At 71.2% G+C, this 24,679-nt stretch carries 16 protein-coding genes, 4 tRNA genes and 2 pseudogenes; 12 read left to right on the forward strand and 10 right to left on the reverse strand.

What is annotated here, in order from left to right:
• The first annotated feature begins 216 nt into the window (after window positions 1-216).
• Window positions 217-303, forward strand: a tRNA-Ser gene (locus AAC944_RS19475).
• 141 nt (window positions 304-444) lie between these two features.
• Here the strand turns inward: AAC944_RS19475 and AAC944_RS19480 are convergent.
• The 4 genes from AAC944_RS19480 to AAC944_RS19495 form a co-directional block, all read right to left on the reverse strand.
• A complete protein-coding gene (locus AAC944_RS19480; protein WP_030615518.1) occupies window positions 445-1,809 on the reverse strand; it encodes a tyrosine-type recombinase/integrase in 1,365 nt (454 codons plus the stop codon).
• Window positions 1,810-1,875: 66 nt separating this feature from the next.
• On the reverse strand, window positions 1,876-2,067 hold the full coding sequence (locus AAC944_RS19485; RefSeq protein ID WP_030615521.1) for a helix-turn-helix transcriptional regulator: 192 nt from the start codon (window positions 2,065-2,067) through the stop codon (window positions 1,876-1,878).
• 245 nt (window positions 2,068-2,312) lie between these two features.
• Window positions 2,313-3,410 carry a DUF3987 domain-containing protein gene (locus tag AAC944_RS19490; RefSeq protein ID WP_051871808.1) on the reverse strand — a complete coding sequence of 366 codons (1,098 nt, stop codon included), beginning with the start codon at window positions 3,408-3,410 and terminating at the stop codon, window positions 2,313-2,315.
• On the reverse strand, window positions 3,407-4,108 hold the full coding sequence (locus tag AAC944_RS19495) for a replicative DNA helicase (RefSeq protein ID WP_051871809.1): 702 nt from the start codon (window positions 4,106-4,108) through the stop codon (window positions 3,407-3,409). The genes AAC944_RS19490 and AAC944_RS19495 overlap by 4 nt, the downstream gene beginning before the upstream one ends.
• A gap of 190 nt (window positions 4,109-4,298) precedes the next feature.
• Here AAC944_RS19495 and AAC944_RS19500 point away from each other — a divergent pair.
• Window positions 4,299-4,433, forward strand: a pseudogene (locus AAC944_RS19500) (DNA mismatch repair protein MutT); the annotation flags it as partial.
• A 184-nt stretch (window positions 4,434-4,617) separates the two neighbouring features.
• Here the strand turns inward: AAC944_RS19500 and AAC944_RS19505 are convergent.
• On the reverse strand, window positions 4,618-5,547 hold the full coding sequence (locus AAC944_RS19505; protein WP_368396355.1) for a DUF6602 domain-containing protein: 930 nt from the start codon (window positions 5,545-5,547) through the stop codon (window positions 4,618-4,620).
• 815 nt (window positions 5,548-6,362) lie between these two features.
• Between AAC944_RS19505 and AAC944_RS19510 the strand changes: the two genes are divergently transcribed.
• The gene (locus AAC944_RS19510) at window positions 6,363-9,128 is read left to right on the forward strand and encodes a tetratricopeptide repeat protein (protein ID WP_368396356.1); all 2,766 of its coding nucleotides are present in this window, start codon (window positions 6,363-6,365) and stop codon (window positions 9,126-9,128) included.
• A 510-nt stretch (window positions 9,129-9,638) separates the two neighbouring features.
• On the opposite strand, the gene AAC944_RS19515 is transcribed toward AAC944_RS19510, so the two are convergent.
• Window positions 9,639-9,836 carry a hypothetical protein gene (locus AAC944_RS19515; protein WP_196943021.1) on the reverse strand — a complete coding sequence of 66 codons (198 nt, stop codon included), beginning with the start codon at window positions 9,834-9,836 and terminating at the stop codon, window positions 9,639-9,641.
• Between the two features lie 341 nt (window positions 9,837-10,177).
• On the opposite strand from AAC944_RS19515, the gene AAC944_RS19520 reads away from it, so the two are divergent.
• The 5 genes and pseudogenes from AAC944_RS19520 (at window position 10,178) to AAC944_RS19540 (ending at window position 15,393) form a co-directional block, all read left to right on the forward strand.
• Window positions 10,178-10,483 (forward strand): hypothetical protein, encoded by a 306-nt coding sequence (locus tag AAC944_RS19520; RefSeq protein WP_030615534.1) that lies wholly within the window; start codon window positions 10,178-10,180, stop codon window positions 10,481-10,483.
• A gap of 249 nt (window positions 10,484-10,732) precedes the next feature.
• Window positions 10,733-11,601 (forward strand): annotated as a pseudogene (locus AAC944_RS19525) (thiolase C-terminal domain-containing protein); the annotation flags it as partial.
• Between the two features lie 180 nt (window positions 11,602-11,781).
• Window positions 11,782-12,750 carry a DUF1906 domain-containing protein gene (locus AAC944_RS19530; RefSeq protein WP_030615538.1) on the forward strand — a complete coding sequence of 323 codons (969 nt, stop codon included), beginning with the start codon at window positions 11,782-11,784 and terminating at the stop codon, window positions 12,748-12,750.
• Between the two features lie 180 nt (window positions 12,751-12,930).
• Window positions 12,931-13,518 (forward strand): SigE family RNA polymerase sigma factor, encoded by a 588-nt coding sequence (locus AAC944_RS19535; protein WP_030615541.1) that lies wholly within the window; start codon window positions 12,931-12,933, stop codon window positions 13,516-13,518.
• Between the two features lie 222 nt (window positions 13,519-13,740).
• On the forward strand, window positions 13,741-15,393 hold the full coding sequence (locus tag AAC944_RS19540; RefSeq protein WP_030615545.1) for a long-chain fatty acid--CoA ligase: 1,653 nt from the start codon (window positions 13,741-13,743) through the stop codon (window positions 15,391-15,393).
• Window positions 15,394-15,559: 166 nt separating this feature from the next.
• Here AAC944_RS19540 and AAC944_RS19545 read toward each other — a convergent pair whose 3' ends face one another.
• Window positions 15,560-16,813, reverse strand: a complete 1,254-nt coding sequence (locus tag AAC944_RS19545; RefSeq protein ID WP_030615548.1) for an MFS transporter — start codon at window positions 16,811-16,813, stop codon at window positions 15,560-15,562.
• A gap of 109 nt (window positions 16,814-16,922) precedes the next feature.
• Here AAC944_RS19545 and AAC944_RS19550 point away from each other — a divergent pair, with 109 nt between their 5' ends.
• Window positions 16,923-17,507 (forward strand): TetR/AcrR family transcriptional regulator, encoded by a 585-nt coding sequence (locus AAC944_RS19550; protein WP_030615565.1) that lies wholly within the window; start codon window positions 16,923-16,925, stop codon window positions 17,505-17,507.
• 151 nt (window positions 17,508-17,658) lie between these two features.
• On the opposite strand, the gene AAC944_RS19555 is transcribed toward AAC944_RS19550, so the two are convergent.
• Together AAC944_RS19555 and AAC944_RS19560 are read right to left on the reverse strand one after the other, a co-directional pair.
• On the reverse strand, window positions 17,659-22,227 hold the full coding sequence (locus AAC944_RS19555; RefSeq protein ID WP_030615568.1) for a hybrid sensor histidine kinase/response regulator: 4,569 nt from the start codon (window positions 22,225-22,227) through the stop codon (window positions 17,659-17,661).
• 314 nt (window positions 22,228-22,541) lie between these two features.
• On the reverse strand, window positions 22,542-23,009 hold the full coding sequence (locus AAC944_RS19560; RefSeq protein WP_037772291.1) for an SSI family serine proteinase inhibitor: 468 nt from the start codon (window positions 23,007-23,009) through the stop codon (window positions 22,542-22,544).
• Between the two features lie 266 nt (window positions 23,010-23,275).
• Between AAC944_RS19560 and AAC944_RS19565 the strand changes: the two genes are divergently transcribed.
• The 3 genes from AAC944_RS19565 (at window position 23,276) to AAC944_RS19575 (ending at window position 23,819) form a co-directional block, all read left to right on the forward strand.
• Window positions 23,276-23,366: transfer RNA gene (locus AAC944_RS19565), tRNA-Ser, on the forward strand.
• A 151-nt stretch (window positions 23,367-23,517) separates the two neighbouring features.
• A tRNA-Arg gene (locus AAC944_RS19570) sits at window positions 23,518-23,590 on the forward strand.
• A gap of 156 nt (window positions 23,591-23,746) precedes the next feature.
• Window positions 23,747-23,819, forward strand: a tRNA-Arg gene (locus AAC944_RS19575).
• 64 nt (window positions 23,820-23,883) lie between these two features.
• Here the strand turns inward: AAC944_RS19575 and AAC944_RS19580 are convergent.
• Window positions 23,884-24,651 (reverse strand): NAD(P)H-dependent oxidoreductase, encoded by a 768-nt coding sequence (locus AAC944_RS19580; RefSeq protein WP_030615574.1) that lies wholly within the window; start codon window positions 24,649-24,651, stop codon window positions 23,884-23,886.
• Window positions 24,652-24,679 lie beyond the last annotated feature (28 nt).

The following is a 24,679-nucleotide window of genomic DNA, read 5'->3' on the forward strand; positions in this document are numbered from 1 at the left end:
ACGGGCGGCCTGGGGCAGCGCACGCCACGGACGGGCCTGGTGCGGCGCACACGACGAACGGGTGAGAGGCCGGCGGACGTGACGAACGGGCACGGGTTCGGTGGTCCGGGCGGACGCCCGCAGGCCGACTGACGCGCTCTGACAACGCACGAAAACAACTGACGCGCTACCCTGATCCCCGCGCCACCGTCGGTCACCCGCCGACCGGTGCCGCGGGGAGGCTTGCCCGAGCGGCCTAAGGGAACAGTCTTGAAAACTGTCGTGGCGGCAACGCCACCGTGGGTTCAAATCCCACAGCCTCCGCCCAGGTCAGCAAAGTAGCTGGTCAGAAGGGGTGCCCAGCCGATGCGGGCACCCCTCTTTGCGTTCACCCTGTCTCACCCAGAGCCGCCATATACCGCTCTGGATCAGCCCGTGTGGACCAGGCGTGGACCAGAATCCGGCTCACTCGGCCTCGCGAAGTGCCTGCTCGATCCGCTCATTGGCCTGGTCACGCTGCCCGTCCAGCACCTTGGCGTAGAAGCGGTAGAGCACCGCCACGCTGTGTCCGGCGCGCCGGGCGACCTCGGTGGGGTCCACACCGGACGCCAGCCACAGCGAGACGCCGGCGTGCCGGAGTGAGTACGGCACGTCCGCGAGCGGCGTCTTCACCTGCTGCTCCGAGAGGGCGGCCTTCCGAGCCTCCTTCCAGACCTCCGCGTACTCCTTGGTGAGGAGCACCCCGCCCCGCGCAGCCCGGAACAGTCGGCCGTCCGGGGCCGTGCCGTAGCGCGCCAGGTGGTCCCGCAGGAGCTTCACCAACTCGGGCGGGATGGGCACGTCCCGCGTTGCCGTCCGAGCGCGCCGCTTCAGGCCGCGCTCGTCGTACGACTTGCCGTCGTCCGTCCAGGAGGACCCCGCGCGGGGCGAGCTGCCGGAGAGCAGCAGAGAGCCCCAGCCGGTCGCGGGCAACGTGCAGTCGGACTTCCGCAGGTTCATGGCTTCCGCCGGCCGGGTGGCCGCGTAGTACCCGCAGCCGAAGAACGCCTGAAGATGCTCACCACGGGGGCCCAGCTCGCCCACCGCGCCGATAAGAGCCTTCGCCTGCCGGGGATTGGGCACGTACCGCCAGTCGATCTCGTCGTCCGTCTCCGGCGGCTTCCAGTCCACGAACTGCAGCGGGTTGGTCGGCAACAGCTTCCGCTCGACCGCGTAGCGCAGAGCGTTGTTGAAGACCATTCGCTTCCGCGTGATCGTGTTCGCCGCAGCGGTCTTCCCATCCAGCCTCATACTCAATGCCTCCAACGCGGCCCGCACGATGTCGGACTCCTCCAGGCGAGCCATCGGAAGAGACTTCCTGGCGATCCACTCCAGGGCTGACGCGATAGAGGCCGGCGGCTCCCCTTGCTGATCCGAGAAGTTGAAGGCCCAGCAGGACAACGCGCGGCGTAGGACGTCGGGCTTGGGCGCCCCCTTCATGTCCAGCACCAGGGAAGGCGTGACGGTAGCGAGTGCGTCGGCACGTGCGGCACGACTCTTCGCTGAGGAGCGCTTCCACTTCATCCTGGCGTAGTCCCTGGCGTGGTCGAACCAGGTCGTCTGTGGCACCAGGGCTCGGAGTTCGGACTGCGGCAGCCCGGTCTCCACGTCGAACATCTCACCGCGCTGAGCTGCGGCCATCAACTGTGCCCGCCTGCCATCGGCGAGCGTCTTGGTCTTGAATGCCTTGGAGTGGGGGCGCGGGCCGACTTTCCAGCGGAGCTGAAAGGGCTTGGGACGGTCCGCCCTCTCGCGGATGGTGTAGATGGTGAATTCAAAGGTCAGGGGCATGGGGCTCCGTACTGAGAGGGGCCCGCCGAACCGTGTCGGCGGGCCCCTGGTGGAACGGCGGGAGGGTCAGGCGGCGGTGGGCTGCTCGCAGCTCTCCCACCAGGCGTCCAGGTCGCTTCGGCGGCAGCGCAGTTGACCGTTCGGGAGCTTGTACATCTTGGGAGCCTGGCCGCGGGCGCGCAGTCGGTAGAAGGCGGCACGGCTCATGTCGATCTCTTCGAGGACTTCGTGGAGCTTGAGCGTCTTCCGGGCTGACACCTTGGTGTCTCCTCTGCGGTGCGGTGACGGTATTGGTTCTTGGCTGCTGGCGGGGCGATAAGGGCGGTAAGGGCGATAAGCCACCTGACCTGGGCTTTCATGGGGGCGATAAGGGGTGCGGAAAGGGGTGCGATAAGTCCCGGCCCTGCGGAGCGGCTGACTTACCGCCCCGCTTATCGCACCCCTTATCGCCCCGCCGTTTCCGCAGGTCAGCAGGCTTATCGCCCTTTTCGCCCTTACCGCCCTCAGCCCACGTAGGTCAGGACGGTGGTCGGGCGGCCGCCGGTGGCCTTCTGGCGGCGGGCGTAGCCGGGCAGGTCGAGCAGCTCCGCGGCGAGCCGGTCCCGCTCCGCACGCGTGCTGTTCTTGAACAGGCGGCGGATCTGGTCGGCCGTCAGCCCGTCGGGCCCGGCGGCGCGGACGGCCTCGGCGAGCTTGTTGACCTTCGGGTCGCCGGTGGTGTCGCCGAGGAGGTGGACGGCGGAGGCGCGGGCGTAGTTGAGGAGCTGCCAGGCGGCGCGCATGTGGGCTTCGGAGATGGTGTCGGTGTGGTCGCACAGGGCGTAGACCATGGCCACTCGCTGGACGTACGGGGCGGCCCGCGCGGTGAACTGGGCGATGACGCCGCCCGCGGAGTCGTCGCTGAGGGCCGGGTAGACCTGGTCGCAGTACAGCTCCCAGGCGGCTGGGCTGAACTTCACCTGTTCCACGCGGGCGGCGTCGTCCAGGACGGTGCGCCAGCCGGCGGCGAGGTTGGCCACCAGCTCGGGGCTGGCGCCGCGGGAGCCGGGCAGGATGAGGTTGCGGTGGCAGAAGATCGGCAGGAAGCGGTTGTAGGTGCCGCCGGCCATCTCCGAGTCCTGCATCTTGGCCCGGAACTCCTCTGGGGTGATGTGGCCCAGGATCGCGATGTGCGGGTCCGTCGCCTTGAGCGAGTCCCGGATCATCGAGCCGAGCGAGTCCCCGTCCCAGGCCTGCCGCAGCACGCCGGGCAGCGAGCTGCCTTCGCGGCGGCCGCGGCTCATGGTGACGGCGTATTCCGACTCCACCACCCACAGCCGTTTGTCGAAGCTGGCGGGTGACGCCTCCTCGCTGTCGTCGTCCCTCACGTACTCGATCAGCCCTTCCCCGGAGTTCAGCCCGCGCGGGGTGTGTTCGGGGCCGAAGAAGTCCGGCAGCGCCTCGGCCAGCACCCGCCTCGCGGTGGAGGTCGCCGAGCCCTTGCGCCCGGAGGAGGTGGGGCCGATGGTCAGGGCCCAGAGCAGGGTGGGGTGCCGGTCGTTGCCGATCATCAGGTGTGGGCGGCGGCCGATGATGGCGCCCGCCGCGGAGAGCAGGTTCACGAGGACTGCGACGGGGTCGGCCTCGGTGGTGGGGTCCAGCGCGCGGACCGTCTCGCCGACCCAGCCGCAGAAGACGTCCGGGTGCGGGGTGGGGCCGGGCCGGTGGGGGCGGTGCTGGCCCGGCTGCCGGTCGTAGAAGGGTTGGGCGGTCCGGACGGCGTCACGTCCGTGCTGGCGGTGTCGTTGGGCCGGGCTGTCAGTTCGGTGACCTGCTGGGCCACGGCCGCGCGGAGCTGGTCGGTGTCGGTGTCCGCGGAGGAGGCGGCCTGGACCAGGCGCATGCCGGCTTCGATCAGGCGGCGCCGTTCGGCCTTCTCCCGCACGATCTCGGCGTAGTGCTCGGCATGGGCCGTGGTCGGCACTGCTTGGATGAGGGTGTGCAGGTAGGAGGCGCCACCGACACGGCCGAGATCGCCGCGTTTGGCCAGGTGGTCGGCGACGGTGATGGGGTCGGCGGGCTGGCCCTGGTCGTGCAGCTCGCAGACCGCGCGGTGGATCGTCTCGTGGGCGGGCCGGTAGTAGTCGCCGGAGTCGAGCGTCTCGACCACCTCGGCGATGGCCTCGGCCGAGAGCAGCATGGCGCCCAGGACGGACTGCTCGGCTTCCAGGTTCTGCGGCGGCGTCCGGTCGGTCCGCGGCTCCGGGACGCTGGGTAGGGCGCGGACGTTGTCGTAGCGGGGCGGGGGCGGGGCGCTCACTTGCCGGCGCCCCCTTCGCCACGCGGGCTCCTGCCGGAGGCTCGCCCGATGTCGGTGGGGTGGGTCATGCTGGAGGTCTCCAGTTCTCTGGGGAGTTCTGGCAGACGAGAGCGGCCCACCCTTTGGCGAGACGCGGGCCGCTCTTGTCATGCGTGAGGTGAAGGCCCCGCCCGGTTAGGTGGGGCCTTGTTCGTCGCTGACTCCTACTGAGGTCGAGGCGAGGATGGCCGAGGTCTATGCGGTGCGCGTTCTCGACGCTTTGAACGCCGCCACGGCCCCTCATGTACGTGCCCACGACGGTCGCCACTTGCTCGAAACCGCGTGAGCCGCGGAGACACCTCCGGGGCCAGGTCGCGACTGGCAAGCGGCCCCGGCTCAGTGCGTCACTGACGTCGAGTCGGCCCGCTCAGAAAGCAAACGTAGGCGCGCTGGTCAGGATGTGGATCAGGGCCACGAGTGTCCCCCCGATCCCACCAACTGGCCCTCATCTCGCTGTCGTAGAGGTTATCTCAGTAAAATTTTCTCCAGTTGTCGTCCTGGTCCTCCCTGACGCCGGTGATCAGGCTCGATTTCACCTTTTCGGTGAAAGTCGCATCCAGGTCCCAGAAGCGAGGAGTGCCTCCGCCGCTGGATTCACCAAAAGCGTTGAAACCCTCTGCGAGGGGTTGCATCGTTGGATCTGTCAAGGCGAGGCGCGCGTATAGATTGGCAATCAGTACAGCCACCGTCGGGGAATTGTCCATCCCCATCCGCATGATGCAGCTCATGGCTGCGCCATGTTCATGTCGCTCTGCTTCGTCCGGGGCCAAATGGTGAATCATTTCAGGAGGGCAAAAGGGCATTCGGGAAGTGCACCACACCCCCAGGTCGGCGACGCATAGAAGGTCCATGATGTCGCGCGGGTGGGTGGCATATTTCTCGCCCATCTCTATGCAGGTGGTGTATACCTTCATTTGTTGCGTCGGCGCACCTCCTCTCCATGAATGTGAATGTGCGAGAAGCCCTACGGGGAAAGGCCCAGTGATCTCCTGTCTCGGAGATCCGGTTCTGGGCTTGTTTCCCTGCTGAATCTTCGCAGCGCGTTCGAATCCGTCTCTGATGCCCTCGCGGTTAAGCGTCAGCTTTACGCTGAAGGCGGCCGCGACACCGCTCGCCAGGACTTCTTCCCGAGCCCTCAATGCATGAGGGTAGTTGGGACGGAAGACCACCAAGTCGGTCTCGAAAACATCCCCATCCGGCTTTTCCGGGAGGATGTACTTCCTTGTTGCTACCTCGTACTGCGGGGGAAGCCACTCTGTGAGCATGCGCTTCCAGGTTCCCTCGCCCCCGTGTCCAGCGCGCTGAGGGTCCGATCGGGCAGCTTCGTGCAGTCTCAAGTACTCCTGCTGCATGTCCCGCTCGACGGCCCGCAACCAGCGGTGATGAATTGCACTATCCATTGCGTCTCCGGTTGGTCACGTTTCTGGCCGCGAAGCAGTTGAATGTGCGGATCCTGCGGGCCCGAGTGTACTTACAGAACCACAAAAATGGCCCAAGGCGAAGCGCTCGCACCTGACCTGAGGGCGCTCGCCTGTCGGCAGTCAGGTCATCGAAGCTGGCTCTTTTCGGAAATCGGTGGTGGAGCGGTCCTCAAAGCTCTTGGCCCCGCGTGGACCTATCAGCCTTCGGCTATGAGGATGCCGCCGGAGGGAGGCCCCAGGCGAACGGCTCTGCCGGCTGCGTGGTCAAGTATCTGCTGTCTTCGCGTGCGGTGTCTTGCATGTGTGCGTGCAGGCGGGGTGCTGTGTGCCAGCATGGTGTCCGGGACTGTTGGCGAGGATGGTCGTCGGGGGATGGGATGCAGGCAGTAGCGCGGTGGGCTGTGGCGGTGGCCGCTTCGATCGCGGCGTTCCTCGTTGTAGCGGTGCCTTGGGCGATGCTGTCCGATGGCGGCAATGATCCCTGGGATGTCATCGGCCCCGTCGCGGGCGTATTCGCGGCTGGTGTTCTGGCGGCTCTGAGTTGGTGGGCTTCCCAGGCTGGCACCGGCCCGGCGAGTAGCCCCCCAATGCGCACCGTGTCGCAGACGGCCCGTGGGCGGGGAAACATCAAGCAGACGGCGGGCGACCGAGGTGCAGTGCCGACGACTCGTCGTCGTGCCTTGCGGGAGAGCATCCGGCAAAAGGCGCGTGGTGGGGGCGACATTGACCAGGTCGGCGGTAACCGCGCCTGAAGGGGGACTGCAGTAGTGCATGAGGGCTTGGCACAACGCCGCATGAGACAGAGCGCCCGCACGCGGGGGAACATCACTCAGGTCACCGGCGACGTGATCCAAATGGCGCCAGCGAAAGAGCATGAAGTCGAGTGGCCGATATGGGTGGGGACCGTCCCGCGGCTGGCCGCAGCTTTTCAGCCGCGCACCTTGGTCCGTGAGTCCATCACTCAGGCCCGCCGCGAGAGTGGCAGCGTGGTGCTCTCGCAGGTTCTGGCCGGTGACGGCGGAGTCGGCAAGAGCCAGCTCGCCGCCGCCCTGGCCCGAGAGCTGCGTGATCAGGAGCGGTCGACGGACAGTGGTTTGGATCTGCTGGTTTGGGCGAATGCCACCGAGTCCGACCAGATCATCACCGCCTATGCTGATGCCGCCAGTCGACTCGGCCTTGCGGGAGAGGCCACAGGCGACATCGCCGCTGCGGCCGAGGCGTTCCTGGCCTGGCTGCCCACCACCGAGCGGCGCTGGCTGATCGTGCTGGACGACATCACCGATCCGAAAGCCGTCGATCCGTGGTGGCCCGACGGCAACCATCGAAACGGCTGGGTCCTTGCCACTACTCGGCGCAGCGATGCCCTGCTCAGTGGCCAGGGCCGCAAACTGATCCGCCTGGATCTTTACAGCCTCGAGGAAGCCCGCGCCTACCTCCGTCGGCGCCTCACCGATGCAGGGCACCCTCACCTCTACGACGCCGAAAAGGTTGACCCGCTGGCTGAGGAACTCGGTCGCTTACCTCTGGCCCTTGGCCACGCCGCGGCCTACATGATCAATAAACGGTGCGGCATCGACGAGTACCTGGACCGCTTCCGCGATACCGGCAACAAGCTGAGCGATCTCCTGCCGGCGAACGCCGACACCGAGGGTTACGGACGCCCCGTCACCACGGCTCTGCTGGTCTCCCTCGACGCCGTGCAGGCCGCCGATACCACCCGCCTCGCTCGCCCGCTTCTGGAGCTCATCTCCCTCCTGGATCCACTCGGCCACCCCGCCGACCTGTGGACCACACCGCCCGTGAGGGATTACCTGCTCAGGTCACGCCCCGGTCGGCGTCGCTGGCTGCGTAGACACCAGCCCTCAGTCAGCGATAACGACATCGAGGCCGCTTTGCAGTGCCTGCGCACCTACGCTCTCATCGCACAGGACACCGCCCAGGCACCGATCCGTGTCCATGCCCTGACCGCTCGGGCCATACGCGAGGCGATCCAGCCCCAGGGATTGCGCGTGATGGCCCGGACTGCGGCTGACGCGATCCTCGCGCTCTGGCCCGATCTCGATCACTACGACCAAGATCTAGCCGCAGCCCTACGCGCCAACGCCATGGTGCTTGGCCACCATGCTTCCCTCTGCCTGTGGGAACCCACCACACACCAGTGTGTCTACCAGGTCAGCAGCAGCCTGACAGCAGTGGGCCTTTACGAGCAGGCAGTCGAGTACGACGAAAGGGCTCTGCGCCAGAGCCAAGAGGCTCAGGGTCCCGATCACCCGGACACTCTCACCGCCCGCAGCAACCTCGCCGTCTCCTACAGTGATGCCGGCCGCTTCCAGGAGGCTCTTGCACTGTGCGAGGGGGTCTTGGCGGATCGCGAGCGTGTGCTTGGTCCCGACCACCCCGACACTCTCATCGCCCGTAACAACCTCGCCCTTGCCTACGGTGACGTTGGCCGCACGCGGGAGGCCGTTGAGCTGGGCGAGCGGGTCTTGGCGGATCGCGAGCGTGTGCTTGGTCCCGATCACCCCGACACTCTCATCGCCCGCAGCAACCTCGCCGTCTCCTACGGTGATGCTGGTCGCGCGGCGGAGGCTCTTGAGTTGCGCGAGGGGGTCTTGGCGGATCGCGAGCGTGTGCTCGGTCCCGACCACCCTGACACTCTCAGCGCCCGTAACAACCTCGCCGTCTCCTACGGCGAGGCCGGCCGCACGCCGGAGGCCCTTGAGCTGTACGAGCGGCTACTGGTTGACAGCGAGCGCCTGCTCGGTTCGGACCATCCCGACACCCTGAACGCCCGCAGTAACCTGGCCCTTGGTTACAGCGAGGCCGGCCGCGCAGGGGAGGCCCTTGAGCTGTGCGAGGGGGTCTTGGCGGATCGCGAGCGCCTGCTCGGTTTGGACCATCCCGACACCCTGAACGCCCGCCATAACCTTGCCCTTTTTTACAGTGATGTTGGCCGCACGCGGGAGGCCGTTGAGCTGGGCGAGCGGGTCTTGGTCGACAGCGAGCGCCTGCTCGGTCCTGGCCACCCCGACACCATCAGCGTCCGTAGCAATCTCGCCATCTCCTACTTTGAGGCTGGCCGGGCGGGGGAGGCTCTTGAGTTGCGCGAGCGGGTCTTGGCGGATCGCGAGCGTGTGCTCGGTCCCGACCACCCCGACACGCTCAGGGCCTGCAATAACCTCGCCATCTCCTACTTTGAGGCTGGCCGGGCGGGGGAGGCTCTTGAGTTGCGCGAGCGGGTCTTGGCGGATCGCGAGCGTGTGCTCGGTCCCGACCACCCCGACACGCTCAGGGCCTGCAATAACCTCGCCGTCTCCTACTTTGAGGCTGGCCGGGCGGGGGAGGCTCTTGAGTTGCGCGAGCGGGTCTTGGCGGATCGCGAGCGTGTGCTCGGTCCCGACCACCCCGACATCCTCAACGCCCGCGATGGCTTGGCCCGTGCCCGTAAGGACTTTGAGCCTGTACAGCAACTGGATACCGCAACTACAACAATCGATCTCGAACACGCGGGTCAGGAAGCCACGGAAATGGCGCGGGACGATCTCGACGACAACGTGTGACATTCAGCGGAAGCGCGAGGGGTGCTCGGATTGGGTGGGGGCTTCCGTCGGTACACGATCCGCAGGCGGAGAGGGCCAGGAGAGGACCAATTCCCCCAGGTGCCCCCCGAGCAGGCCACGTTGAGGAAAACGCCCGGATCACGGCTGGTACGGCTCGCTGTAAGTCTGCCGGTTCTGAGTCGGAGGCAGCCGAATGGGCGCGTTCGCGAGTCGGCTGCGTCACGGGCGACTGTGGACCATGTGTGGCCCAGACCGCGGCATGGTCAAGTCCGGACGTGCGAAGTATCTGGTCAGTGACCATAGAAGCCCGGTAAGCAGCCTTCTCTTGAAAACTGTCGTGGCGGCAACGCCACCGTGGGTTCAAATCCCACAGCCTCCGCACCTAGACGGCCCCTGACCGGCAATTCGGTCGGGGGCTTCTGTCTTGTGGTGAGTGAGGTAGCAGCGGACGACGTGGAGGGATCCGTCGTGCCGGCGCCGGGCCTGCTCGCGGCGCACGTTCACCTGACGTCAGACGGTCAGCGGGCGATCAACTTCGCCGAATGGACCGATGTCGTTTCTCACGAAGCTGTGATTAGCGGTGGCGACAGCTTCAAGCGGTACGGGCTCTACCACGCGTTCAGCGACGGCCGCAGCCAGGACCAGAGGGTTCTCGGTGATCTTTCTCCTTCTCCAGGGGCACGCGCCGGGCACCTTGAAAGCTGTCATGGCGGCAATGCCACTGGGGGTGACCTCCCACAGCCTCCGCGGCTGGCGAGATGGATGTCGCAGGTGAGGAGGGGGGCCTGCGTTGAGCGGGTGCCTCTTGTGCGGGGGCGGTGGGTGGTGGGGCTTTGGTGGTGATCGGGGGCGAGTGCACCACCTGGTGTGGGGCAATGGGGACGTTTGACGGGGGAGGGTCACGCTTGCGGGGGAATCGGCGGGGGGTGCCGGTTCGGGGTGCGTCGCTTGGGCAGTTCTGGGGCGCGACGTCGTAACGCAAGAGGCCCGGGGGGGTCGGCCAACCACCCAGGGGATACCCGTCCAAGTGGTTCCGCAGGAGGAAAGTCATGGCAAGCATCCGTACCGCTCGCACCATCGCCGCCGTAGCCGCTCTGCCGCTCGCAGCGGCCCTGTTCGCCGGGGTCTCGTACGCGGACAACGGCTCGTTCGCGTCGAGTGGATCGGGGGCGGTGTCGGCGAGCCAGGAAGGCACCGGCGTAGGGAACGACAACAACGGCAACTCCACCACGACCCAGCAGGTCGCCAATGGAGACGGGGCGTCCAACCAGAACAACACCGCGAGCGTGAACGGGCCGGGCTTCACCCACATCGATCAGGACAATGCCACGGTGAGTTTCACCAACCTCTGGTGAGTCCTCCGGTGAGTCCTCTGATGACCCCTCGGGTGCCCTGGCGGGTGGCCTGAGGACGACGGGCGGCCGGTCCTGGGGAGAGCCGGCCGCCCGTTCTCGTGCCTTGACAGTGAGCGGTGTCTGACGAGCAGTCAGGAACCGCTCATTGGTGTGTGCGCAGGGGTAAGGGGCGGTACTTGGGGGCGACTCCGCGCGGATGGAGGCTGGTTCCGCTGAATTGTGGGTGGGCTCGGCCGGATCTGGTGGAGGGCGGTGGCGACCGGCGTCGCTGAGGTGGTGGTCTGCTACCGCGCGTTCAACGAGCGCTCCGGCCGCCGCTTCGGCGCGGGCGTCCAGCGGCGCGAGCCGTCGGCGGAGGGCGCGGCGCTCGGCTGGAACCTGCCGTTCGGGCTGCTCACGCCCGCCTCCTGGGTGGCCATGGCGGCGCAGCGGTACCTGCGCGCGTACGGGCTGACGCCGGAGGCGTTCGGGCACGTGGCCGTCACCGGACGACAGTACGCGGCCACCCGCCCCGCGGCGTACTTCCACGGCAACCCGTTCACGGTCGCCGAGCACGCCGCATCGCGCTGGATCGCCGGGCCGCTGCGGCTGCTGGACTGCTGCCAGGAGACCGACGGCGGGCAGGCGATCGTGGTGACCTCCGCCGAGCGCGCCCGTGACCTGCGGTGTCCGCCCGCGGTGAGCGCCGCGGCGGCGCAGGGCGCGGGCCGCGCGCAGGAGCAGATGACGAGCTACTACCGGGACGACCTGACCGGGCTGCCGGAAGTGGGCGTGGTGGCACGGCAGTTGTGGCGGGGCAGCGGGCCGGCGCCGCATGAGGTGGAGGTGGGGATCCTGTACGACCACTTCACGCCGTTCGTGCTGATGCGGCTGGAGGAGTTCGGGTTCTGCGCGCCGGGGGAGGCGGCGGACTTCGTCGCGGCGGATGCACTGCCGCTCAACACGCGCGGCGGGCAGCTGGGCGAGGCGTACCTGCACGGTATGAACGGCATCGCGGAGGGTGTCCGGTAGATCCGCGGTACGTCCGTGAACCAGGTGCCGGGCGCGTCCCAGTGCTGGTCACAGCCGGTACGGGCGTCCCCACCCCGGGCCTGGTCCTGGGCGCGGACCGCGCCTGAAGGGGCCGGTCTCCCCCGGCAGGCCCCGGCCACCCGCGCCTGAAGGGGCCGGTCCGCTGCCGTTCGAAGCGGACGGGGCCCTGCGGACGGCCGACCCGCAGAACCGGCATCCGGCTGAACGGGCGACGCCCCTGGCGTGTCCGGCAGCGGGTGCTGCCGCGGGGCCTTTTCACTCACGGTATGAGATGGACAAAATCGGCAAAAAGTATCGCCTTCCTGGCGCTGGTGCCGGCCGTCGGGCTGGCCGTGGCCTTGGCGGTGCTGCTCCCGTCCTGGCTGGCTCCGGCCCCGGCCGGTGACGACCGGACGACGGCGGCTCCCGGGGCCGGCCGGGCCGAGGCCGAGGCCGCCCCCGCGGCCGCCGACGGTGCCGCCGTGTCCCCGCGCCGGGCGGCTCCGACCGAGGCCGCCGCCAAGGCCCCGGCGACCGGCCCGTACCTCTACAAGGGGTTCGGGATCGACACCTGCGAGGCTCCCGCGGTCAGTTCGCTGCGGGCCTGGAGCGGCACCCGCTACCGGGCCATCGGCGTCTACTTCGCGGGCCACGGCCGGGCCTGCCCCGAACAGCACAATCTCAGCCCGCAGTGGTTCCAGGGCGCGAAGTGGGCCGGCTGGCGGGTGCTGCCCGTCTACCTCGGCGGACAGGCGCCGTGCGTGAAGAACAAGCACAAGCGGCGGTACGCCATCGGCCCCGATCCGTACCAGCAGGGCATGACCGAGGCCAGGGTGGCGGTGAAGCGGGCCCGGGCGTACGGGATCATGCCGCGCAGCCCGCTCTACCTGGACATCGAGGCGTACGACCTGAAGAACCGGTCCTGCAAGGACGTCACGCTGCGTTTCGTCCGCTCCTGGAGCCGCGAGGTACGCCGCTTCGGCTACATCGCGGGCTTCTACAGCAGCGCGAACTCCGGTGTGCGGCACCTGGCGGAAGCGCGCGCGAAGGGCTACACCGACCTGCCGTCGGTGATGTGGTTCGCGCGCTGGCGCGTCCCGCCCTCGGCGTACGGTGAGAAGTGGCTGCCGGAGAAGGCCTGGCACCCGAACCGCCGGATCCACCAGTACGCGGGCCATGTGCTGGAGTCGCACGGCGGCCGCAAGCTGCGGATCGACCGGAACTGGGTGGACGCCCCGGTCGCGGTGATCCAGTGACCGGCCGCTCCGCCGGGGTGCTCCGGCCAGGAGGGCTCCGGCGCGCGGACCCTGACGGGGGCGGGAGCGCGCTCCGCCCTGAGGAGGTGGGGTCAGCCCCACCCGTACAACCTGAGGCGGAGGCCGCTTCGGCACCTTGGACCGATCCCCGGCCGGGCCCGCGCTCCTAGCGTGGAAGACATGACCACGCCAGTGTGCAAGGGCGCTTCGACCGCCGCGGTGGTCCCGCCGCCGTCGCCGCTCCCGTCGCTCTCGTCGCGCCCCTCCCTCCCGTCGTTCCCGTCGTTCGCGGCGTACGTACGGGACAGGGGCCCGGCGCTGCTGCGTGCGGCCCGCTCGCTCAGCGCCAACCCCAACGACGCGGAGGACCTCCTCCAGACCGCGCTGGCCAAGACCTTCGTGGCCTGGGAGCGCATCGAGGACCACCGGGCGCTGGACGGTTACGTGCGGCGGGCGCTGGTGAACACCCGCACCTCGCAGTGGCGCAAGCGGAAGATCGAGGAGTACGCCTGCGACGAGCTGCCCGAGCCGGGCCCCGTGCCGGCCTCCGACCCAGCGGAGCGGCAGGTGCTGCGGGACGCGATGTGGCGGGCGGTGCTCAGGCTGCCGGACCGGCAGCGGGCCGTGGTCGTGCTGCGCTACTACGAGGACCTGAGCGAGGCGCAGACCGCCGAGGTGATGGACGTCTCCGTGGGCACGGTCAAGAGCGCCGTCTCCCGCGCGCTGGCCAAGCTCCGCGAGGACCCGGACCTGGCGCGGGCGGCCTGAGGATCTGGCGCGGGCGGCCTGAGGATCTGGCGCGGGCGGCCCGAGGGCCCGGCGGCTCCGGGCGGGTCCGGGCGTTCCCCCGGGGCGATTCCGCACGTCAGCGGTACAGCACCGTGATGGGAGACACGCCTGTTTTTCCCGCGCGGTAGTGACATACCGACCGGTACGGCAGCAGAATCAGCGGAAATCTACTCGCCCGTAACCGGTCTTCGGGAGGCCCCGGTGCTGAGCACGATGCAGGACGTACCGCTGACAGTGACCCGCATCCTCACGCACGGGGCCACCGTGCACGGCAGGTCCGAGGTGATCACCTGGACCGGGGAGGGCGAGCCGCACCGCCAGACCTTCCGCGAGACCGGCGCGCGGGCCGCGCGGCTCGCCCACGCCCTCCACGACGCACTGGGCGTACGCGGCGACGAGCGTGTCGCGACCCTCATGTGGAACAACTCCGTCCACCTGGAGGCGTACCTCGCGATCCCCGCCATGGGCGCGGTCCTGCACACCCTGAACCTCCGGCTGCCCGCCGAGCAGCTGGTCTGGATCGTCAACCACGCGGCCGACCGGGTCGTGCTCGTGAACGGCTCGCTGCTGCCGCTGCTCGCCCCGTTGCTCCCGCAGCTGCCCACCCTCGAACACATCGTCGTCGCGGGCCCCGGCGACCGCTCCGTCCTGGCGGGCACCGCCGCGCGGGTGCACGACTACGAGGAGCTGCTGGCCGGGCGCCCCGAGACGTACGACTGGCCCGAGACCGACGAGCGGCAGGCCGCCGCGCTCTGCTACACCTCCGGCACCACCGGCGACCCCAAGGGCGTGGTCTACAGCCACCGTTCGCTCTACCTGCACTCGATGCACGTCAACAACGCCGAGGCGTTCGCCATGACCGGCCGCGACATCGCGCTCCCGGTCGTCCCGATGTTCCACGTGAACGCCTGGGGGCTGCCGCACGCCGCCTTCATGGCGGGCTCCTCGCTGCTGATGCCCGACCGCTTCCTCCAGCCGGCCCCGCTCGCCGAGATGATCGAGACCGTACGGCCCACCATCGGCGCCGCGGTGCCCACCATCTGGCAGGGGCTGCTCGCCGAACTGGACGCCACCCAGCGCGACGTACGGTGCCTGGCCACGGTGATCATCGGCGGCTCGGCCTGTCCGCCCTCTCTCATGAAGGCCTTCGAGGACCGGCACGGCATCCGCGTCGTGCACGCCTGGGGCATGACCGAGACCTCACCGCTGGGCAGCGTCGCGCACCCGCCGGCCGGCGTGACCGGCGAGGAGGAGTGGCGCTACCGCTGTACGCAGGGCCGCTTCCCGGCCACCGTGGAAGCGCGGCTGGCCGGACCCGGTGGCGAGTACCTGCCCTGGGACGGCGAGTCGGCCGGTGAACTGGAGGTACGCGGACCGTGGATCGCGGGCGCGTACTACGGGGGCGCGGACGGCGAGGCGTTCCGCCCCGAGGACAAGTTCAGCCCGGACGGCTGGCTGCGCACCGGGGACGTCGGCACGATCACGCCCGACGGCTACCTCACCCTCACCGACCGCGCCAAGGACGTCATCAAGTCGGGCGGTGAGTGGATCTCCTCGGTCGAGCTGGAGAACCATCTGATGGCCCACCCGGACGTCGCCGAGGCGGCCGTGGTCGCGGTACCGGACGAGAAATGGGGCGAGCGCCCCCTGGCCACGGTCGTCCTGAAGGAGGGCGCCACGGCCGGCTACGAGGAGCTGAAGGACTTCCTCGCGGGCCGCATCGCCCGCTGGCAGCTCCCCGAACGCTGGGCGGTCATCCCGGCCGTCCCGAAGACGAGCGTGGGCAAGTTCGACAAGAAGGTGCTGCGGAAGCAGTACGCGGACGGCGGGCTGGACGTCACAGAGCTGGGCTGAGCGGCGGAGCGGTACGTCCGGGAGGCCCGCCCCGGACGTACCGCGGCCCGTAACGCAGGCTTTCCGGGCGTACCGCGGCCCGTAACGCAGGCTTACCGGGCGTACCGCGGCCCGGCCACCGCCGGAAGGTGCCCGCCGCGGGAAGGTGCCCGCCGCGGGAAGGTGTTCAGCCGCGGGTGCGGCCGTGCGGTACGAAGCGGCCCGCGGCCAGCCAGACGAGGGCCAGGGCACAGACGCCGGGCCAGCCCCAGTGGGCGTAGACCGGGCCGGTCAGCGCGGAGGCGAGGGCGCCGGCGAAGAAGGCCGCGACCATGTAGGCGGTGTTGGCCGTGGCGGGCGAGCCGGTGGACGTCAGGGCCCGGGTCTGGTTGGCGACCTGGCCGCAGACCAGGCCGGCGTGGACCAGTACGGCCGCCACGCACAGGGCCCACAGCTGGTGCCCGCCGAGCCGGAAGAACGGCACGGAGAGCAGTGCGAGTACGTAGGCGGCGGACACCACCCGGTCGCTGCCGAAGCGGTCGATCAGCCCGCCGGCCAGCGGCGACACCATCGCCGAGACCAGCCCGAAGAGGCCGAAGAGCCCGGCGGTCGCGGTCGAGAAGTGGTACGGCGCGCCCGTCAGCAGCAGGACGACCGCCGTCCACAGCGCGCTCCACACGCCGAACAGTCCGCCCTGGCGCAGGCAGGCCCGCCGCAGGTCGGCGGAGGAGAGCAGCATGCCGGGTACCTGGGCGACGCCCCGGCCGATCCGGGTCAGCAGCGCACCGGAGACCTCGCGCCGCTCGGGCGGCAGCAGCGCGGCGGTCACCGAGCCGATCAGCACGGTGAGTACGGCCGAGCCGACGAGGACGGCGCGCCAGCCGTACGCCTGGCCGGCCAGGCCGCCCGCCACCCGGGCCGCGACGATGCCGGTGAACAGCCCCGCGACCACGGCCGCGACGTGCAGACCGCGGCGCGCCGCCGGGGCCCGCTCGGCGACCAGCGGCACCAGGAGCTGCGGGATGACGGTCGTGGCGCCGGCGACCAGCAGCGCGGCGCCCAGCGCGGGCAGCCCCGGGGCGAGCCCCGCGACGGTCATCGCGGCGGCGGTGACGACGGAGAGCACGGCGATCAGCCGGCGCCGGTTCGCGGTGTCACCGAGCGGCGCGAAGGACAGCAGGCCGATGGCGTAGCCCAGTTGGGAGAGCGCGGTGATCCAGCTGACGCCGGCCGCGGGGACGCCGAAGCCGCGGGCGATCAGGCCGAGGAGCGGTGCGGCGAGGTAGATGTTGGCGACCGTCACCGCGGTGCACAGGGAGATGACGGCGAGCAGCAGGCCGGGTGGCGGCCCGGTGCGGCCGCGGGGTGCGGTGGCCGGCGTTCCGCGCCCCGCGGCGGCGGAGGGCGTTACGGGGGCGGTGGCGGACGGTGTGGTGGACATGCGGCGGTGGCTTCCTCCCCGATAGCAACCAACTGGTTGGTTGTAAGTCCTTGTCAGTCTCGGCACGGGCACGCACCGTGTCAACCAAACAGTTGGTTACGCTGATTCCATGACAGGGACGAGGGACCCCGCGGCCACCAGGGCCCGCATCTTCGAAGCGGCGGCCGCCGAGTTCGCCGCGTACGGCATCGCGGGTGCCCGCATCGACCGGATCGCCCGCGAGGCCAGGGCCAACAAGCAGCTGATCTACGCCTACTTCGGCAACAAGAGCGAGCTGTTCGCGCAGGTCCTGGAGAAGCGGCTGGTCGACCACGCCCGCAACATGCCGGTCGACGCGGACGATCCGGACGCCTGGGTCGACCGGCTCCTGGAGTACCACGACACCCACCCGCAGCTGCTGCGGCTGCTGATGTGGGAGGGGCTGGAGTACGGCACCGGCGCCATCCCGCGCGAGGAGGAGCGCACCGCGCACTGGGACCGCAAGGCCGAGGTCTTCGCCGACGCCCAGCGGCGCGGCGCCATCGGCACCGCCCTGCCGCCCCGCGACCTGGCGTTCATCCTGCTCGGCGTGGCGGCCTGGTACACGGCCATGCCGCAGATGCGGCGCATCCTGGTCGGCGACACGGACGAGGCGAGGGCCCGGCTGCGCGAGTCGGTCCGCACGACGGTACGGCAGATCATCGGCAAGCCGTGAGGGCTGTCGGTAAGCCGTGAGGGCTGTCGGCGAGCCGTGAGGGCGATCGGCAAGCCGTGAGTCGGCCGGTGGCCGGTGGCCGGCCCGGCCACCGGGAGGCGCGCCGGCTCCGGTCAGTTCATGGCGATCCGGTCAGTTCGCGCCGATCCGGTCAGTTCGTGCCGATCTTGGCGAGCAGGTCGACGATCCGGCCCTGTACGTCCGGGCTGGTGGACCGCTCGGCGAGGAACAGCACCGTCTCGCCCGACGCCAGCCGCGGAAGCTGCGCCGGGTCCATGCTGGCGGCGGTGTAGACGACCAGCGGGGTGCGGGTCAGCAGCCCGTTCGCGCGGAGCCAGTCCACGATCCCGGCCCGCCGGCGGCGGACCTGCATCAGGTCCATCACCACGAGGTTGGGCCGGACCTGGGTGGCCAGGCTGACCGCGTCCGCGTCCGCCCCGGCCCGCGCGACCTGCATGCCGCGCCGCTCCAGCGAGGCGGTGAGGGCGCCCGCGACGGCGTCGTTCTCCTCGATCAGCAGCACCCGCGGCGGATGCTGCTCGCTGTCGCGCGGCGCGAGCGCCTTGAGCAGTACGGCCGGGTCGGCGCCGTACGCCGCCTCCCGGGTCGCCTGGCCCAGGCCTGCCGTCACCAGGACGGGGACCTCGGCGGCGCCCGCCGCCTGCCGCAGCGACTGCAGCGCCTTGCGGGTGATCGGCCCGGTCAGCGGGTCGACGAAGAGCGCGGCCGGGTACGCCGCGATCTGCGCGTCCACCTCCTCGCGGGAGTTGACGATCACCGGGCGGTAGCCGCGGTCGCTCAGCGCCTGCTGGGTCGAGGGGTCCGGCGCCGGCCACACCAGCAGCCGGCGCGGGTTGTCCAGCGGCTCGGGCGGCAGCTCGTCGTCCATGGGTGGCGGCTGGTGGTCGACGACCTCTATGGCGCCGTTCGGGCCGTCCAGCGGCTCCGGGCCCTCCTGGCCCTCGTCCGGTGCGGAGATCGCGAACGCGCGGCCCTCGGTGGACTCCATCAGCGGCGGCTGCGGCTGCGCGCCCTGCGGAGCGCGGGCGGCGGGGACCATCTCCGAGCCCGTACCCGTAGCCGTACCCGTGCCCGAGCCCGTACCGGAGCCCGTACCGCGCTCGTCGTCCTGCGGCGGCGCGGCGAGCTTGCGGCGGCGGCCGGAACCGGCACCGCCCGCACCGCCGAGGGTGCCGTTGGCGCCGCTGGTGGCGTTCGGGTCACCGGGAGCGCCACCCGTCACCGCCCGGCCGCCCGTGGCGGACGGACCGCCAGCGCCGGGCTGGCCGTGGCGGCCCTGCTGGCCCTGCTGTCCGGGCTGTCCCTGCTGACCGGACTGCCCCGGCTGCCCCGGCTGCGCCTGCTGTCCGGGATGGCCGTTCGGCTGGTGCTGGTCGGCGATCTGCTGGGCGAAGGGAACGCCCTGTCCGAGCGTGCGCACGCTGAACGCCCGGCCGTGCGACTGCCCGGCCGCCGGTCCCGCTTCCTCCTCCGGTGCGGGCAGGGGGCGGCCCGCCGCGTCCGGCCGGCCGGGCACCTGCTCACCGGGCGCCGACCGGCGCGGCCCCGGTACGGACGGCACGTGCGCGCCGCCACCCTGGGGGCGGCCCTGGCCGGTGCCCTGCGCGGCCTCGCCCTGACGGCCGTCCTCGGCCGCCTGCACGGCGTGCGTCTGCGGGCCCTGCGCCTGTGCGGCGTGCGTACCGGGGGCCTGTGTCCCCGGCGCCTGTGTCCCCGGTGCCGGAGTCCCCTGCCCCTGGTGTCCCGGCCCCTGCGCCTCAAGGCCCTGGGCCTCCGGCGTGCGGGCTTCCTGGGCGGGCGGGGTGGCGGCCTCGGCGGGGCGGCCGCGGCGGCGGCCCGTGGGTGCGGCGGTCGCGGCCGCCGCGGGATCGTCCTCGGGGTGCGTGACCTGGCCCCCGGCGCCCACCACGAACGTACCGGTGGACTCGGAGTCGGCCATCGCGGCCGCGGCCCGCTCCTCGGCGGCGGCCCGGCGCGCCCGGCGGCGGCCGGTCGGCGCGTCCCACTCGCCACCGCCGGCCGGACCGGTCTGCCCGGCCGCGGCACCGCGCGCCGCGGGCAGCGCGCCACTGGGTACGGCGGAGCCGCCGGGCGCCCCAGCGGCCTCGGGGGTCTCCTCGGGGGCCCGGCGCGCACGGCGCCTGCCGGTCCCAGCGGGTACCGGGCCGTCAGGACCGGCGGGCCCGCCCGGTGCTGCCTGGTCGGGAAGGAGCGCGCCGGGGGCCTGCGTACCGGGCGCCTGCCCGGCCGCACGTGCATCCGACGGCTGCGCACCCGGGGCCTGGGCGCCCGCCGCCTGCGTGCCCGGAGCGGGCAGTGCGGGCAGCGGCTGCCCGCCGGGCTGCGGCTGGGCCGGGGCCTGCGGGCCCTGGGCGGGGTGCTGGTCGGCGGCGGCGGGCGGCAGGGCGAAGGGCGTACGCGGGCCCTGCTGCCCGGCGGGTGCGGCCGGAGCGCCGCCGGCGTGTGCGGGGCTGAGCCCGGCGGGACCCTGACCGCCGGGCCGCTCCTGGCCCGGACCGCCGTTCGGCTGCCCCGGAGCGGGGCGGCCCGGCCCGGCGGCCGGGGTCAGCGCGCTCGCGGACGACTGTGCGTGCTGCTGCTCGGGCCCGCCCTGCGTCGCCTGACGCGGCGCGCCCTGGCCCTGGCCCGGGGCGTGCGGCGGCAGCTGGCCGGGGAGCGCGTGTCCGGCGGTGTCGGAGAGCGCCCGGCGCGCCCGGCGGCCGCCCGGCTGCTGCCCCTGGCCCGGCTGTTCGCCGCCGGTACCGGGCGCGGCCGGCAGTGCGGGCAGCCCGCCGCCGGCGGACTCCGGCTCGGGGCGGCCCCGCCGCCGCCCGCCCGGCGGTACGGCCTCGGTGCCCGGTACGCCGGTCCTGCCCCGCGGGTCCACCGGGGTGCCGCCGGTGCTGTCGCCCGTACCGCGGCCGTCCGTACCGGCGCCCGGCGCACCGTCCGCGCCGCCCGGCGCGCCCGGCAGGGCACGCCGGCCCTGGCCCGCGCCCCCGGAAGTCCGGTCGCCCGCCTGGCCCGGCGCCGTGCCGGCGGCCGTCGCGTCGGCGCCGCTCGCGCCGCCACGGGCCCGTCGGCGGCCGCCCCCGGCCGTGCCGCCGTCCGTGCCGCCGGCCGGCGTCTCGGTCCCGGCGCCGCCGGAGGCAGGCATCTCGGCCGTCCCGTCGGTGCCGCCCGCCTGCTGCCCGGCCGGCACCGGCGAGCCGTCCGCCTTGACCGGCACCTCCAGCACGTACGCGCTGCCGCCCGCGCCGCCCGGCACCTCGTGCGTCTGCAGCACACCGCCGTGCAGCCGGACGATGCCGCGCACGATCGGGCCGTGCACGGGGTCGCCGCCGCTGTACGGGCCGCGCACCTCGATGCGTACGACCGAGCCGCGCTGGGCCGCGGCGACCACGATCGTGGAGTCGCCGACCGGTGCGGCGCCCGCGGGCGTGTTGCCCGTCGAGTCCACGCCCGCGACATCGGCGATCAGGTGCGACAGCGCCTGTGCCAGCCGGGCCGGGTCCACCTCGGCCTCGATCGGCGGCGCGTGCACCGCGAACTGCGCGCGGCCGGGTCCGATCAGCTCGACCGCGCCCTCCACGCCGGCGGCGACCACCGCGTCCAGCGAGACCTCGGTCCGCTGGAGCTTCTCCGTGCCCGCGTCGAGCTGCTGGTAGCTCAGGACGTTGTCCACCAGCGTCGTCATCCGGCTGTACCCGGCCGTGAGGTGGTGCAGGACCTGGTTGGCCTCCGGCCAGAGCTGGCCCGCGGGGTCCGACGCCAGGGTGCCCAGCTCGGTACGGAGCTCCTCCAGCGGGCCGCGCAGCGACCGGTCCAGTACGGCGAGCAGCTGGCTCTGGCGGGCCGCCATGGCGTCCATGGGGCGCCGGTCGGTGAAGGTCATGACGGCGCCGACGAGCTGGTCGCCGTCCCGTACGGGCGCGGTCGTCAGGTCGACGGAGACCGCGCGGCCGTCCTTGGCCCACAGCACCTGGGCGCGCACCCGGTGCTTGCGGCCGGACTTGAGCGTGTCGGCGAGCGGGGTCTCCGCCCAGGGCAGCGGGGTGCCGTCGGGGCGCGAGTGGTGGATGAGCGGGTGCAGCTCCTTGCCGCCCAGTTCGCTGGCGCGGTAGCCGAGGATCTGCGCGGCGGACGGGTTCACGAGGACGACCTTGCCCTCGGCGTCCACGCCGACGACGCCCTCGGCGGCGGCGCGCAGGATCATCTCCGTCTGGCGCTGCTGGCGGGCCAGTTCGCTCTCGATGTCCAGCTGCCCGGAGAGGTCGCGGACGACGAGCATCAGCAGCTCGTCGCCGGTGTAGCCGGTGCGGTGGTCCGCGTACGCCGCCTCGAAGGCCGACTCGTACGGGGTACGGCCGTCCTCCAGGTTGGCGCTGGTCACCTCGACCAGCATCTCCGTGCCGTCCGTGCGCCGCGCGACCATCCGCGTCGGCTTCTGCCGCCCGCCCTGGTGCGCGGCGTCGTCGGGGCGCCGCATGGAGCCGGGGATGCGCTTGGAGTCGAACGTCGGGAGCAGGTCCAGCAGACCGCGGCCCACGAGGGCCGTACCCGGCGCCTCGAAGGTCTCCAAGGCGATGGTGTTGGCGTTGACGACCGTGCCGTTGCAGTTGACCAGCAGCAACGCGTCGGGCAAGGCGTCGAGTATGGCTGCGAGGCGAGCAGCGCCTCGGGATGGCCTGCTGCTCACGACGACGCTTCCTCCCTGACGACCGCATCTTGCCGACACCCACCGGTGGTGTGTGACTGAAACCCACCGTGGCGTGTCACTGGAAGGGAGTCTACGGGCACCGGCAGGGGACGCGGAGGCGGATGACGAGGAGGTAATGCCACGGCCCTGTGCGACTCGGCGCACGCCCGACATGTGCCCCGCGTCCTGATCTGGCGCCCTACTTGGTCACGAAACCCGGCCGGTTTCCGCGGGAAGCGGACGCCGCTCTTCCGGCGCTCCCGGCTCCGCTTCCCGCCTCTGACGTCGCCTTCCGGCCTGCTCGCCGGAGCTCTTCACGAAGCGGCGGAGGGGAGCAGGGGGACGAGCTTGTCCCAGCGGCCGATCTCACAGCCGTTGTCCCGCTTGAAGGTGGCGTCCACCGGACGGCCGGCCCAGCGGCCGGTGACGTGCGCGGTGACGGGGCCGCCGTACTGCATCGTGCAGGCGGTGCCGGACGGGACGGGCGCGAAGGGGTCCTTGCCCCAGCGCGTCACCTTGTCCAGCGCGCGGCAGGCGTCCTCCGCCTTGGGGTGGTCGCCGCCGGTGGGGTGGCACTTCAGTTCGTGGGTGCCGTCCAGCCCGGCGTCGCCGGACCCGGTGACGGTCACCCTCAGGTGGTCGCCGCCCTTCGACAGCGGGATCGGCGCCTGCCGGACCTGCTCCGAAGGGGTGACGGCGCCGGCCGCGGGCGCGGCGAGGCCCGGCGCGAGGGCGCAGGTGGCGGCGGACAGGACGAGAACGGCGATACGGCGCAGCGCCATCGGACTCTCCAGGGCGTGGGGTGGTCGTGGGACGGGGGCGGCAAGGGACGGGCCCCTCGTCCCTCTTAACGCTCCACTCCGCCGTACGTTGCGCAACCGCACGACTCCGCTGCGTACTGCCTGGTTCTCCGGGCCCTCGCCCGCGCCGGAAGCGCTTTGCCCAGCGGCCCACGCGCCTAGTACCGTAGGACCCGATTGGTGACAGCACGCTGAGCTGTGCCATCATCTGCACACACCACATCGCGTTCGCGCGGGTGGCGTTGCGTGGAGGCGTCGCCTAGTCCGGTCTATGGCGCCGCACTGCTAATGCGGTTTGGGTCTTAAAGCCCATCGAGGGTTCAAATCCCTCCGCCTCCGCCGTAAGGGACGAAGCCCCGACCTGCAGGTCGGGGCTTCGTCGTTTTCGCAGGTCAGGCGGGGTTCGGCTAATGGATTTCGCGCTGCGGCCCAGCTCATGTAATGTTGTTCCCGCAACGCCGACCGGTGGTCAAGACCGCCGGGAAGTCAAGCGCTCGTAGCTTAACGGATAGAGCATCTGACTACGGATCAGAAGGTTGCAGGTTCGAATCCTGCCGAGCGCACAGCATGACGAAGCCCCCGCCGGATACCCCGGACGGGGGTTTTCTCGTGGCGTGATCACGAAAGTCGTGCGGCGGGCGCCCGGAGCGAGCTCCCGCGCAGGTCATGTAAAGTGGTCCCGCAACGCCGACCGGTGGTCAAGACCGCCGGGGAGCCGAGCGCTCGTAGCTTAACGGATAGAGCATCTGACTACGGATCAGAAGGTTGCAGGTTCGAATCCTGCCGAGCGCACAGCATGACGAAGGCCCCGTCGAGAGATCGACGGGGCCTTCGGTGCGTTCGGGCGGCGCCGACGTCAGGGGTGCTGGTGGATGGTGAGGTCCGTGCGGTCCGGGGCCAGGCCGGGGCGTAGCACCAGGTCCTCGTCGTAGTCGCCGCCGTTCTGGGTGCGGTAGGGGAGCGGTGGGGTGGTGGCGAGGGTGCGGAGGCGGTCGCGGAGCCGGTCGGCGGCGGTGGCGTACTGGTCGTCGGAGACGCGGTTGGCCGCGGGGACGAGGAGCGGGGGCAGTACGGACATGCCGCTGTACCAGAGGGTGCCGTGCTGGAGGGGGAAGAGCACGGATTCCAGGCTGCCGTTGATGCCGCGGGGGCCGAGGGAGGGCTCGAAGGCGCCGGCGGTGAGGACGACCATGGCGCGCTTGCCGGCCAGCCGGCCCTCCCCGTAGCGCAGGGTCCGGCCGTCCTCGCCCTGGACTCCGTAGCCGAAGCCCTTCACGAAGACCCGGTCGAACCAGCCCTTGAGGATGGCGGGCATCCCGTACCACCACAGCGGGAACTGGACGATCATCGCGTCGGCCCAGAGGAGTTTCTCCTGCTCGGCGGCGATGTCGGGGGCCAGGCGGCCGGTCTCGTACGCCTCGTGGGAGCTGCGGGCGACGTCGAGGCGCTCGGTGCGGTCGTGGCCGTAGTCGTCGGCGTCGACGACCGGGTTCCACTTCATCGCGTACAGGTCGGAGACGCGTACCTCGTGGCCATCGGCCTTCAGTGCGCGGACGCCCTCGTCTTTCAAAGAGCCGTTGAGGGAGCGGGGTTCGGGGTGGGCGAAGAGCCAGAGAACCTTCATGAACACGATCTTCCGAGACCGGTTCCGC

The organism is Streptomyces sclerotialus (assembly GCF_040907265.1).
Lineage (GTDB): Bacteria > Actinomycetota > Actinomycetes > Streptomycetales > Streptomycetaceae > Streptomyces > Streptomyces sclerotialus.